The organism is Actinomyces timonensis, assembly GCF_040702965.1.
GTDB classification, from domain to species: domain Bacteria; phylum Actinomycetota; class Actinomycetes; order Actinomycetales; family Actinomycetaceae; genus Actinomyces; species Actinomyces timonensis_A.
Map to the genome: position 1 here is coordinate 1,243,139 of NZ_CP159989.1, position 12,676 is coordinate 1,255,814.

The following is a 12,676-nucleotide window of genomic DNA, read 5'->3' on the forward strand; positions in this document are numbered from 1 at the left end:
ACCGAAAGGCCCACGATGACGATCCGTCGCGTCGCCCTGCTCACCGCGGGCGGCTTCGCCCCCTGCCTGTCCGCCGCCGTCGGCGACCTCATCGAGCGCTACGCCGAGGTCGCCCCCGACGTCGAGATCATCGCCTACCAGTACGGCTACCACGGCCTGCTCACCGGCAACTACATCGTCGTCGACGCCGAGGGCCGCAAGAGCGCCGGCCTCCTGCGCGAGTTCGGCGGCTCCCCGATCGGCAACTCCCGCGTCAAGCTCACCAACGCCAAGAACCTCGTCGAGCGCGGCCTGGTGGAGGAGGGCGTGAACCCCCTCGAGTTCGCGGCCGAGCAGCTGCGCAAGGACGGCGTCGACGTCCTGCACACCATCGGCGGCGACGACACCAACACCACCGCCGCGGACCTGGCCGCCTACCTCAAGGAGAACGACTACGAGCTCACCGTCGTCGGCCTGCCCAAGACCATCGACAACGATGTCGTGCCGATCCGCCAGTCCCTCGGCGCCTGGACCGCCGCCGAGGAGGGCGCCGGATTCGCCTTCAACGTCATCGGCGAGCACCGCTCCAACCCGCGCATGCTCATCATCCACGAGTGCATGGGCCGCAACTGCGGCTACCTCACCGCGGAGACCGCCCGCCGCTACCACGAGCTGCTCGGCACCAAGCAGTGGGCCCCCTCGCTGGGCCTGACCAAGGAGCGCTGGGACGTGCACGCCGTGTTCCTGCCCGAGGTCAAGCTCGACATCGCCGCTGAGGCCGAGCGCCTCAAGGCGATCATGGACGAGCAGGGCAACGTCAACGTCTTTCTGTCCGAGGGCGCCGGCGTGCCCGAGATCATCGCGGAGATGGAGGCCAAGGGCGAGGAGGTCCAGCGCGACCCATTCGGCCACGTCAAGCTCGACACCATCAACCCCGGCCAGTGGTTCGCCAAGCAGTTCGCCGAGCTGATCGGCGCTGAGAAGGTCATGGTCCAGAAGTCCGGCTACTACTCGCGCGCCGCCGCCGCCAACGCCGAGGACCTCGCCCTCATCAAGCAGATGTGCGACCTCGCCGTCGACTGCGCCCTGCGCGGCGAGTCGGGCGTCATCGGCCAGGACGAGGAGAACGGTGACGCCCTGGGCGCCATCCCGTTCCCGCGCATCGCCGGCGGCAAGCCCTTCGACATCACCCAGCCCTGGTTCACCGAGCTCATGAGCGAGCTCGGCCAGGCCATCGAGCCCGCTGAGGCCGCCGCCGAGCACTGAGCCCCCACGCGACTGACGACGACGGCTCCCGTGTCCCGCCTGGTGGTGGGCGCGGGAGCCGTTGCCGGCCCTCCGTATGATGGCGCTGTGATGAACGAGCTCGACGCCCCCCGGACCCCCGCCAGCTGGCGCGACCGCCCCGCCGCCCAGCAGCCCTCGTACCCGGACGTCGACCACCTCGCCGAGGTCGTGGCGGACCTGCGCACCCGGCCCCCGCTCGTCTTCGCCGGCGAGGTCGACTCCCTGCGCCAGCAGATGGCCAAGGCTGAGCGAGGCGACGCCTTCGTCCTCATGGGCGGTGACTGCGCCGAGTCCTTCCGGGACAACACGGCCACGAACATCCGCCTCAAGCTCCAGACCATCCTCCAGATGGCCGCGGTGCTCACCTACGGCGCCTCCACCCCGGTGGTCAAGATCGGCCGCATGGCCGGCCAGTACGCCAAGCCCCGCAGCGCCGACACCGAGACCCGCGACGGCGTCACCCTGCCGTCCTACCGGGGCGACTCGGTCAACGGCCACCCCTTCACCCCCGAGGCGCGCGTGCCCGACCCCCAGCGCATGCTCGACGCCTACCTGCGGGCCGGCACCACCCTCAACCTCATCCGCTCCTTCACCATGGGTGGCTACGCGGACCTGCGCGAGGTCCACTCCTGGAACCGCGGCTTCACCGCCAACCCCGCCTACAAGCGCTTCGAGTCCTTCGCTGAGGAGATCGACCGGGCGATGTGCTTCATGGCCGCGGCCGGCGTCGACTTCGAGGCCCTGCGCCAGGTCGACTTCTACGCCTCCCACGAGGCCCTGCTGCTGGAGTACGAGGACGCCATGACGCGCGAGGACTCGCGCACCGGGCGCCTGTACGACACCAGCGCGCACATGCTGTGGATCGGTGAGCGCACCCGCGGGGCCGAGGACGCCCACGTGGCCCTGCTGGCGGGCGTGCACAACCCCGTGGGCGTCAAGATCGGTCCGACGACGACGCCTGACGAGCTCCTGAGCCTCATCGACCGCCTCAACCCCGACGGTGAGGCCGGCAGGCTCACCGTCATCACCCGCATGGGCGCCGAGCGCATCCGCGACGCCCTGCCCGTCCTCATCGAGGCCGTCAGGGCCGACGGCCGCCCGCTGACCTGGGTGGCGGACCCCATGCACGGCAACACGATCACCGCTGAGACCGGCTACAAGACCCGAGAGTTCGACACCATCATGGACGAGGTCCACGGATTCTTCGAGGTCCACCGCGCCCTGGGCACGGTCCCCGGCGGCATCCACGTCGAAGCTCACCGGCGACGACGTCACCGAGGTCCTGGGCGGCGGTGAGCACATCGACGCCGAGCGCCTGGCCGAGCGCTACGAGACGCTCGTCGACCCGCGCCTCAACCACCAGCAGTCCCTCGAGATGGCCTTCGAGGTCGCTGAGATGCTGCAAACCCACCACGGCTGAGCCGGGCCCCGGCGCCCGGGAAGGTCTCGAAGGGGACAAGGCTTCGCCGTCGGCGCTAAGAAGCGGCAGGCCGCCCGGTAGCCTCGCCCCATGACCCTTCCCGACGCCGATTCCCTGGCTCGGCAGTTGCCCTCCCTCCCGCATGTCGAGCGCGTGCGCGCCCTCGTGCGCCTCGCCCGCGACCACGCTGCCGATCCCGCCCTCGGCCCCCTCCTCGACGGCCTCGCCGCCCGCTCCGACTACCACGCCGGCCTCGTCCTGGCCGCCGCCAGGGCGATCGGCGACGTCGAGCGCGTGCGCGCCCTCAGCCGCAGCGCCGTCCCCGGCACCGACGACCTCGCCACCCGCTACCTCTCCCTTCCCCTGAACCAGCGCCGAGCCCTGGAGCGCCGCATCCGCGCCACGCGCCGCACCGACATGGCCGCCATCCTCCTCGGCCTTCCCCTGGCCGACGCCGACCGCGCCCGCCTCCTCGCCTCCGCCGACGGGCCCACAGCCCGCTCCCTCATCACCGACCTCGGCGACCTCCTTCCCAGCCTCGCCCCTCTGGCCCGGCGCCACCCCGGAGTCGTCCTCGACGAGCTCGCCCGCCGCCTCGAGGACGCCGCTCCCGTCCAGCGCGACCGCGCCTGGGCCTGGGCCCGCACCGCCTACGCCCCGCTCGCCGCCAGCCTGCCCGGCGGGATCATCGCCCTGCTCCTGACCGCCGGGCCCACCCGCGTCATCCCCGACGGCCTCGACCCCCACCTCGGGCGCCTCCTGCGCCACGATCCCGCCTCCGTCGGCGCCCTGCTGGCCCGCGCCCCCCACGACGTCGGCCAGCGCCACCTCACCACCGCCAGCGCCCGCCTGGTCAGGAGCCTCCACCGCGCCCTCCACCTGCTCGCCGTCCCCGACCGCATCGCCCTCGCCCGCGCCGGCCGCGACGACGACGGCCGCCTCGCCGCGATCCTCGCGGCCCTGCCCCCTCAGGATCGCGAGGAGGTCCTCGACGGCGCCCTCGACGGCATCGACACCGCCCACCGCCACTACTCCGAGGCGCTCCTGGAGGTCCTGCCCCGCGCCCGGCGCCAGCACGAGGCCCAGCGCATGGCGGCCCTGCCCGAGGCCGCCAGCGCCCTCGACCAGCTCTCTCACCGGATTCCTGCCACCAGAGCAGGCCATCCTCCAGGCCGCGCCCCGCCTCCACGCCCTGGGCGCCGAGGAGCGCGCCCAGGCCTGGGCCGCCCTCATCGGCTCCGCTGGGCGCAGCCGCGACGCCGACGTGCTGACCGATGTCCTCCTGCGACTCGGCGCCCTCGACCACGAGCAGGACGCCGTCCGCCTCGTCGTCGCCAGGACCCTGGCCTCCGTCCCGCTGTCCGTCCTGGCCGCTTGCCCCCTCACGCCCCTGGAGGGCTTTACCCGGGCGGCCCTGCGCGCCCAGGACGCCTCCAGCGCCACTCAGCGCGCCCTCCAGGGCCTGGCCTGGTCCCTGATCGACCACGCGATCGCGACCGGGGGCTCTCCCACCGCCCCCGCGCGTCTCCTCCAGGCCGCCGTCGGGGATGAGCCGCGCCTGTGGCACCCGCCGCTCACGCCTGGGCGCGCCCTGGCCGCCACCGTCGTCGAGGCCCTCGCCAAGCGGCTTCGCGAGGAGTCCCTCGCGGGGGAGTGCGGCCTCCTCCTCGACCTCCACTCCGCCCTCGGACGCCGGGCGAACGGTGATCGGCTGCTCGACTCCCTCCTCGTGCGGGCGCTCGACTCCCCCGTCGCCGCGGACCGTCAGGGGGCCGCCGTCGCCTGGCTGGCTGACCCCGCCACCCGCGGCGAGCGCGTGGCCGAGCTGGTGCGCCGCGATGAGTCCTTCGCCGCCCTGCGCCCCGTCACCGACGCCATCGCCGCCATGCGGCAGGACCTCGTCGACATCCTCTTCCTCGACCGCCCCCTGCGGGGCCGCTTCTGGCACCGCGAGCACACCTACCTGGCGCTCCTTCCCGGGGGCTCCCACGGCTGGGACCCCGAGCACCTCGCCTCCTACGCCTCCGCCCTGCGCCGCCGCATCGACGCGCGCACCACCACCCGCCCCGAGCGCCACCGCGCCCTGACCTCCCTCGCGCGCATCCCGGCCACCACCGTCGAGGACCTGCGGCCCTGGCTCGACGACGACGCCCCCGACACCCGCGCCTCCGCCCTGGAGGCCCTCGCCCACCTGTCCGACCCCGAGGCCGCCCTGCGCGAGATCGTCCACCACGCCGGGGAGGACTGGGCCCGCACCGCCTTCGACGGCGCCATGGCCTGCGCGGCGCGCCTCGACCCGGCCATGGCCTCCAAGATCCTCACCAGCGCGCTGTCCGGCCCCATCCGCATGAGCGCGCGCAAGGAGGCCCTGCGCATCCTCGCCCGCCTCCACCGCCCCGCGGACCTGCCCACCCTCACCGGTGCCGCCATGGCGCGCGACACTCGCCCCGATGTGCGCGTGGACGCCGCCCGCGCCATGGTCGCCTGGCTCGACGCCCCCGAGGCCTGGACGATCCTCGCCCACGTGGCCACCGAGGGCCGTGACGCCGCTCTCGCCCTGGCGGCCACGTCGCCCCGGCATATCGCCGACCGTCATCGCCAGCGCTACGCCCGCCTCCTCCTCGCCTCCGCCCGCGAGCCCGAGCTCATCACGGCCCTGGGGGAGTGGAGCGACGTCCTCCCAGACCTGCCCAGCCTCCTGGAGGGCATCGTTCGCGACGGCGCCCCCGCCGAGTCCGCCGCCGCGATCATCGCGATCGCTGGGCACAGCGCGCTCTCTGCCGACTGGAGCGAGCACCTGGCCGTCCTGCGCCGACTCGCGCGCGGCGCCGCGATCGACGCCGGGCCCAACTCCCAGGCCGAGGCCGATCCGCCTCACCCTCGCCGCATGGAGAGCCTCGTTGCCGCCATGATCCCTGCCGACGGCGCCTCCCTGCGCTGGCACCGTGATCATCTGGAGGCCATGAGCGCCCTGCTCGAGGACATCGAGCGCGACTCCCGCCCGCTCGGCGCCCCTTGGGCCGCTCGTCTGGCCGCCACCGACTGGGAGGACGAGGCCGCGCGCCTGGCCTCTCTGGAGCGCCTGGCCGGAGCCGCCGGTGACGTGAGCCTCGCCGGGGAAGCCGTCACCACCGCCACCGCGGCGCTCGAGCGCGCCCGCCGACTGCGCCTCCTTCCCGGGTCCGGCCTCCCCGTCAGCACCGCCGACGCCCTCATGCGCCGTCAGGACGCCGCCGGCGCCGCTCTCGCCCTGGCCATCGTCATCACCCAGGGACAGGCCCTCGGCTGGCCGGAGCCATGGCGCGACCGGCTGCGCGAACTGCGTGGCAACGGCACGGGGATCATCGCCCTCCTGGCGCGCCGGGCGCGCACGGCCGCCGAGTGAGCCGTCTGGGCCTCCCGGCGCCCTCCCGGTCGCGGGAGTCGCTGGCGCGTCCCGCCGCGGCGGTCGATCACCGGGGCGGCGTCACTTGATACGCACGACCACCGTGGAGCCCTCGGCGGCCTGCTCGCCCTTGGCGGGCTTGGTGTGGTCGACCTCGCCGAAGACGTGGCCCGTCCAGGCCTTGTCCACCTGCACCTCGAAGCCGGCCTCCTTGAGGGCCTTCCTCGCCTCGCTCTCGGACTTGCCCGTCACATCGGGGACGGTGACCATCTTCGGGCCCTGCGAGATCACGAGCGCAACGGTGTCACCCTTGTAGACGCCGCTGGCGCCCTTCTTCGGCGACTGCGAGATGACATGGCCCTTCTTGACCGATTTGTCATTTGCCCTGGTCGGGGTGCTGATCACCAGGCCGGCGGCCTCGATCGCCCTGCGCGCCTCCTCCTCGGTCCTGCCGACGACGTCGGGCACCGTGGCCGAGGCGCGCCCCTTGGAGACCGTGATGCTGACGGTCGAGCCCTTGTCCAGGGTCTGGCCCGCCGCCGGATCGGTGGAGATCACCATGCCGGTGGCCACGGAGGAGGAGTACTCCTTCGAGGTCTGACCCACCGCCAGGCCGGCGTCGATGATGGCGGTCTGGGCGTCGTGCTCGGTCCTGCCGACGACGTCCGGGACGGTCTTCCGCTCAATGCCGAGTGAGACGACGGTCTGGATGCGCGCCCCGACGGTCACCGAGGTGCCGCCCGCGGGCATGGCCGAGATGATCGTGCCGGCCGGGACGGAGTCGGAGTGGACCGTCGTCGGCTCGACCCACACCAGTCCCGCTCCGGAGACGGCGGCACTGGCCTCCTCCGCGGTCATGCCCTCGATCCTGGGGACGCTGACCCGGCGCCCCGGGCCGGCGACGAAGTACCAGGCGCCGGTGCCGCCCGCCACGCCGAGGATGGCGAGCGCGCCGCACGCGATGAGGAGGCGGCGACCGAGGAGCCCGGCCGCGCGCGCGTCAGGGTCCTCCTCGCCGTCGGCGTCATCGCCGCTCGCGTCGGAGATCGAGCCGATCGGCAGGGAGACCGTGCGCAGACCGGCGCTGGGAGTAGCGGCGCCCGGATCGAGGGGGCTCTGGGGGAGTCGGGCCGTCAGCGAGGCCTCGGTGGGCGTGACCGCGCCGGCGGGGCTCGGAGCGTCGGCGGGGCTCACCGCGCCGGGCGCGCCCGCCAAGCCGTCGGCGCCATCAGCGCTGCCCGCGCTACCGGTGCCGCCCGCCGCATCCGCGCTGGTCGCCAGCGCGCCGCTGCTCGCCCCCGAAGGGGAGGCGGCCCCGCTGGAGCCCTCCTCGCCGACCGCGCCCATGGGGGCGCTCAGCACGGCGCCGGTCGCCAGCGCCCCGTCGGCCCCTGCCCCATCCACGGCCTCAGCGGCCGCCTCCCTCACCGCGCGCAGCGCGTCGTCGGCATCGGCGAGCCGCTCCTGCGGGTCCCGCGCGGTCATCGAGGCCACGAGCCCGTCAACGGCGGCCGGTATCCCATCGGCGCGCGTCGAGGGCGCTGGGATGTCCTCGTGGACGTTGCGGAAGGCGATCTGGATCGGGGTGTCGGCGCTGAACGGCTGCTCGCCGGTGAGCAGCTCGAAGAGCATGACCCCCACCGAGTAGACGTCGGCGCGCGGCGTGGAGGCCCCGGAGGTGATGAGCTCGGGGGCGAGGTAGGCCACCGTCCCCAGGATGTTGCCCGTGGAGGTCTGGGTGGCCTCCGTGACCGCCCGGGCCAGGCCGAAGTCGGCGACCTTCGGCACGGAGCCGTCCGCCGGCAGCAGGACGTTCTCCGGCTTGATGTCCCGGTGCATGAGGCCGGCGCGGTGGGCGGCGCCCAGCGGCCGGAGCACGTGGCTGGTCATCTCCAGGGCCTCGGCGACCGTCAGGGGGCCCGAGGTGATGCGGTCCCGCAGGGTGGGACCGGGCACGTACTCCATGATGATGTAGGCGACGCCGTCGATCGCGCCCTGGTCGTAGACGGCGACGACGCCGGGATTGGACAGCCGCGCCGCGGCCCTGGCCTCCCTGCGGAAGCGGGCGACGAAGTCGGGGGAGTCCGCCAGGTGGGCGTGCATGAGCTTGAGGGCGACAGCGCGCTCGAGGCGGCGGTCATAAGCCTTGTAGACCGTGGCCATGCCGCCGCGCGCCACGCGCTGGCCGACCTCGTAGCGAGAGTCGACGATCCGGCCAGTCAGGGGGTCGTGGGGCACGACGGCATTGTAGGGGGCCCGGGAGCCCGCGCCGGACCGCGGCGCCGGGGCGGGCTCCCCACGTGGGTCAGGCGCTGCGGTCGGTCAGCAGGGAGATGACGGAGGCCAGGTCGGCAGCGGCGCTCTGGGAGAGACCCGCCTCCGCGGTGATGAGCGCCCCGAGGGCCCGGCGCGCCCGCTCGGCGTGCTCGTCGATCCTCTCCTCGTGCGCGGCCCTTGCCCCGCATTCCTCGATGATCGCCGCGGCCGCGGCGATCTCTGCCGCGTCCGCCCGGGCGTTGGCCAGGACGCGGCGCAGGACCGCCCTGCCCCCGGGGCCGCAGCGCTGCCAGGCCAGCGCCAGCAGCACCGTCCGCTTGCCCTCGCGCAGGTCGTCCCCGGCGGGCTTGCCCGTGTGGGCGGGGTCGCCGAACACCCCTAGCTCGTCGTCGCGCAGCTGGAAGGCGATCCCAGTGGCCTCCCCCAGCTCCGCGAGACGGCGGGCCCCCTCGCCCCGGGGCGGCAGCCCCCCAAGGAGGGCGCCGATGAGCAGGGGGCGCATGACGGAGTAGCGGGCGGACTTGCGCAGGACCACGGCCAGGGCGGCCTCCTCCATCGCCCGGCCGGCGGCGGCGTGATCCGCGCCCTCATCGGGCAGGGGCAGGGACTCCGCCCGCACGTCCAGGTACTGGCCGAGCGCCACCTCCTCCGTCATGGCGTCGAAGGCGGCCCGCGCCGCCGCCCGGGGCCCCTGCGGGCACTGGGCGAGGGCCGCCCCGAGCTCGGAGCCGGCGGCGGACAGGAGCAGGTCTCCCAGGAGGATCGCCGCGCTGCGGCCATGCGCCTCCGCGTCGCCGAGCCAGTGGGAGCCCCGGTGGGAGTTGGCGAAGCGGCGGTGGGCCGCGGGCAGGCCCCGGCGGGTCAGCGCGGCGTCGATGACGTCATCGTGGATGAGGGCGCTGGCCTGGTAGAGCTCCAGTGCGGCGCCCAGGCCGGCGCAGGCCCGCCCGGACAAGGCGTCCTCTCGGCGCGCGCCATCGGCCGTCGCGGTCAGGGCGATGGCGGCCAGCACGGCCCGCATCCGCTTGCCGCCCCGCAGCAGATCCGCGGCGGCGTCGAGGAGCTCGGCCGCGGCGGGCCCGGCATCGGACCACTCGTCCCTGCGCTCGGCGATCGCCTGCGAGATGCGCTCGTCCACTGCCTGGCGCACGAGGCTCATCGTGCGGTCGATCTGCGTCATGGCGCCAGGGTAGTGGCAAGGGCGGTGGCAGTCGTGGGAGCGGCGGCAGGGGCCCGCGGCGGGCGGCCGATACCGGGAGAGCCCGCCCCCGGGGGCGCCGAGCACGGCTGCGCTGGGCCGATGCCGAGCGCGGCGGGAATAAACGCTACAATCGCCGGGTTGCCCGCTGCGATAGTGGTGGACTGCGCCTGGTTGCTCGCGTGGAGATGAGGGGAGCCGAGGGGCTGGCCCGCCGCCGAGCAGACTCCCCACGTGAAAGGTGCCCCGTGGCCTCCTCCACTGCCCTGCGCAAGCGTGCTCAGAACGTCGATGACGCCGATGAGATCCCCGAGGACGACTTCGACCTCGATGCGGACTCCGACGAGGACGATGACTCCGATGAGCAGGAGGCGGACCTCGACGACGACTTGGACGGGGACTCCGACGAGGACGAGCCCGAGGACGTCGAGGATGACGAGGATGATGAGGGCCCCCTGGGCGCCGATGGCGCCCAGGAGGACGACGGCCCGGCCCCTGAGCTGCGCGACTACTACCTCGACGTGAACCTGGAGGAGAACGGGGACGGTACGAAGAAGCGCCCCTTCAACACGCCGGCCGCCCTCAAGGGCGTCAGGCTCGCCCCCGGGGCCACCCTCTACGTGCGCTCCCACACGATCGTCGAGGGGCTGGAGATCGACGGCAACGGCACCCTCGAGGAGCCGATCACCCTGGCCCCCTACGGCCACGGCCCCGTCCCGCGCTTCACCATCGGCGACTCCGCGCCCCTGGTGGCCCGGGAGTTCCTGGCCGAGAACGGCTACATCTTCCGCGGCTGGGTCATCAAGGGCATCAAGATGGAGCCCTCGATCGCCGCCCTGACCGGGGAGCTCGAGAGGATGCGCCGTGAGGAGGCCGAGCGCGCCGCCGCCAAGAAGGCCGGCAACCGCGCCAAGGACCGCGACAAGGACGGCTCCTTCACTGTCTCGGACTCCGACGACGCCGACGAGCCCGCGCAGAAGGTCGTCACCGCCGGCGCCACGGCGGACCCGGTCAAGGACTACCTCAAGCAGATCGGCAAGGTCGCGCTCCTCAACGCCCTGCAGGAGGTGGAGCTCGCCAAGCGCATCGAGGCCGGCCTGTACGCCGAGCACCTGCTGGCCACCGAGGGAAACGACCTGCCCGCGAAGTACCGCCGCGAGCTGCACTGGGTGGCCCAGGACGGCCAGCGGGCCAAGAACCACCTGCTCGAGGCCAACCTGCGCCTCGTGGTCTCCCTGGCCAAGCGCTACACCGGCCGCGGCATGCTCTTCCTCGACCTCATCCAGGAGGGCAACCTCGGCCTCATCCGCGCCGTGGAGAAGTTCGACTACACCAAGGGCTACAAGTTCTCCACCTACGCCACGTGGTGGATCCGCCAGGCCATCACCCGCGCCATGGCGGACCAGGCCCGCACGATCCGGATCCCGGTCCACATGGTCGAGGTCATCAACAAGCTCGCCCGCGTCCAGCGCCAGATGCTCCAGGACCTGGGCCGCGAGCCCACCCCGGAGGAGCTCGCCGTCGAGCTCGACATGACGCCGGAGAAGGTCGTCGAGGTCCAGAAGTACGGCCGCGAGCCCATCAGCCTGCACACGCCGCTCGGCGAGGACGGGGACTCTGAGTTCGGTGACCTCATCGAGGACTCCGAGGCCGTGGTCCCCGCCGACGCCGTGAGCTTCACCCTCCTGCAGGAGCAGCTGCACGCGGTGCTCGACACCCTGTCCGAGAGGGAGGCGGGCGTCGTGTCCATGCGCTTCGGCCTCACCGACGGCCAGCCCAAGACCCTCGACGAGATCGGCAAGGTCTACGGGGTCACGCGCGAGCGCATCCGGCAGATCGAGTCCAAGACCATGTCGAAGCTGCGTCACCCCTCGCGCAGCCAGGTGCTGCGCGACTACCTCGACTGATCCCAGGACCCGGTCGGCGCGCGGTCAGGGGCCCCGCCGCCACTGACCTGCGGGCTCCTGGACGCTGGGCGCTGCTCCAGGGGAGGATGGGGGCATGAGAAACGCATCCCCATCCCGCCCCGGCCCGCCCGCCCGGCGGCTGGTGCTCGGCCTCGGAACCGTCGGCCTCTCCCTGCTGGTCGCCGCCTGCTCCCAGTCGAAGGACTCCAAGGACTCGAAGGACGACAAGGACTCCGAGTCCTCATCTTCGCCGCAGCCCGCCGCCACCGGGGAGCCCACCGCCGCCCAGACCAGCACGGGGGGTGAATGGGTCTCGCGCGACGACCTCATCACCCCCGTGCCCCAGGTGTGGGACACGTGGCGCGCCGTCGACGAGACCACGATCGAGCTCGCCTTCTCCAGCGGCCCGGCGACCTGCATGGGCGTCCACACGGATGTCGGGGAGTCGCCCGGCGCCGTGGACATCAACCTCTCCGTCGGGGGCCTCCCGGGCGCTCCCGCGCACTGCCCGGCGATCCTCGAGATGGCGACCGTGAGGGTCACCCTCGCCGCGCCCCTGGGCGATCGCGTCGTCGTCCAGTCCAACTTCCACGGCCAGGGGGTCCGGGCCGCGGAGGCCGGCTGAGGCGCGGGGCCCTCATTCGTCCTCATCCCGGTCAGGGGCCGCACGGCCCCTGGCCGGGACGCCACCGCCGTCAGTGGCGCGGGGCGCCGCGAGGCCGAGAGCGCACCCGTTGAGCCTGCTCGGGCAATGCTGGCGAAGGGGTGTCACGATGGGTCCTGCACGACTGCGCCCGGTGGCGACGACGAAGCGCGCCCGGTCCGCGGGGGACCGGGCGCGCGGCGCTGGGCGGGATGGAGGGGGCCGGGATCAGGCCCCCTCGGCGAGCCGGGAGCTCTCGTCCTGGATGAACAGCGCCCGCTCAGCGAGCGCCGGCGCGTGCGCGCGCCCGTGGTGGGCGCAGAACAGCAGCTCTCCCGCAGTGAGGACCACGCGCATCCAGGCCTGGGCGCCGCAGGCGTCGCAGCGGTCCGCCGTGGTCAGAGGACGGGGCTCGACGGCGGCGTCCTCGGTGCTGGGGACGGCCTCGGGCGCGCTGCCCGGGCGCTCGACGACGGAAGTGCTCACGGTTGTCATGGCTCGATTGCACCACAGGCGAGCGCCCGTCCCGGCCCGTGGGCGCCGGTTTCCGCCCCGGGCGCAGAGCATTCGCCGTCAGCCG

At 73.7% G+C, this 12,676-nt stretch carries 7 protein-coding genes and 1 pseudogene; 5 read left to right on the forward strand and 3 right to left on the reverse strand.

Going from position 1 to position 12,676, the window contains the following annotated elements:
• Positions 1-15: 15 nt before the first annotated feature.
• The 3 genes and pseudogenes from ABXS69_RS05460 (at position 16) to ABXS69_RS05470 (ending at position 6,071) form a co-directional block, all read left to right on the forward strand.
• Positions 16-1,245, forward strand: coding sequence for a pyrophosphate--fructose-6-phosphate 1-phosphotransferase (locus tag ABXS69_RS05460; RefSeq protein ID WP_366179773.1), 1,230 nt, complete (start codon positions 16-18; stop codon positions 1,243-1,245).
• A gap of 90 nt (positions 1,246-1,335) precedes the next feature.
• Positions 1,336-2,686 (forward strand): annotated as a pseudogene (locus tag ABXS69_RS05465) (class II 3-deoxy-7-phosphoheptulonate synthase).
• Positions 2,687-3,950: 1,264 nt separating this feature from the next.
• Entirely contained in the window at positions 3,951-6,071 is a 2,121-nt protein-coding gene (locus tag ABXS69_RS05470; protein WP_366179774.1) for a hypothetical protein, read from the forward strand.
• A gap of 81 nt (positions 6,072-6,152) precedes the next feature.
• Here ABXS69_RS05470 and ABXS69_RS05475 read toward each other — a convergent pair whose 3' ends face one another.
• Together ABXS69_RS05475 and ABXS69_RS05480 are read right to left on the reverse strand one after the other, a co-directional pair.
• Positions 6,153-8,309, reverse strand: a complete 2,157-nt coding sequence (locus tag ABXS69_RS05475) for a PASTA domain-containing protein (RefSeq protein WP_366179775.1) — start codon at positions 8,307-8,309, stop codon at positions 6,153-6,155.
• 67 nt (positions 8,310-8,376) lie between these two features.
• Positions 8,377-9,528: a polyprenyl synthetase family protein gene (locus ABXS69_RS05480; protein ID WP_366179776.1), complete on the reverse strand. Its 1,152-nt coding sequence runs from the start codon at positions 9,526-9,528 to the stop codon at positions 8,377-8,379.
• Between the two features lie 266 nt (positions 9,529-9,794).
• Here ABXS69_RS05480 and ABXS69_RS05485 point away from each other — a divergent pair, with 266 nt between their 5' ends.
• Both ABXS69_RS05485 and ABXS69_RS05490 read left to right on the forward strand, forming a co-directional pair.
• A complete protein-coding gene (locus ABXS69_RS05485) occupies positions 9,795-11,453 on the forward strand; it encodes an RNA polymerase sigma factor (RefSeq protein ID WP_366179777.1) in 1,659 nt (552 codons plus the stop codon).
• A 94-nt stretch (positions 11,454-11,547) separates the two neighbouring features.
• Positions 11,548-12,078, forward strand: coding sequence for a hypothetical protein (locus ABXS69_RS05490; RefSeq protein WP_366179778.1), 531 nt, complete (start codon positions 11,548-11,550; stop codon positions 12,076-12,078).
• Positions 12,079-12,324: 246 nt separating this feature from the next.
• Here the strand turns inward: ABXS69_RS05490 and ABXS69_RS05495 are convergent, their stop codons facing one another.
• A complete protein-coding gene (locus ABXS69_RS05495; protein WP_366179779.1) occupies positions 12,325-12,591 on the reverse strand; it encodes a hypothetical protein in 267 nt (88 codons plus the stop codon).
• Positions 12,592-12,676 lie beyond the last annotated feature (85 nt).

Bases quoted from the DNA above. Each gene is read 5' to 3' on its own strand.
- ABXS69_RS05480 (WP_366179776.1), bottom strand. From the start codon at position 9,528: ATGACGCAGATCGACCGCACGATGAGCCTCGTGCGCCAGGCAGTGGAC.
- ABXS69_RS05495 (WP_366179779.1), bottom strand. From the start codon at position 12,591: ATGACAACCGTGAGCACTTCCGTCGTCGAGCGCCCGGGCAGCGCGCCC.
- ABXS69_RS05460 (WP_366179773.1), top strand. From the start codon at position 16: ATGACGATCCGTCGCGTCGCCCTGCTCACCGCGGGCGGCTTCGCCCCC.
- ABXS69_RS05490 (WP_366179778.1), top strand. From the start codon at position 11,548: ATGAGAAACGCATCCCCATCCCGCCCCGGCCCGCCCGCCCGGCGGCTG.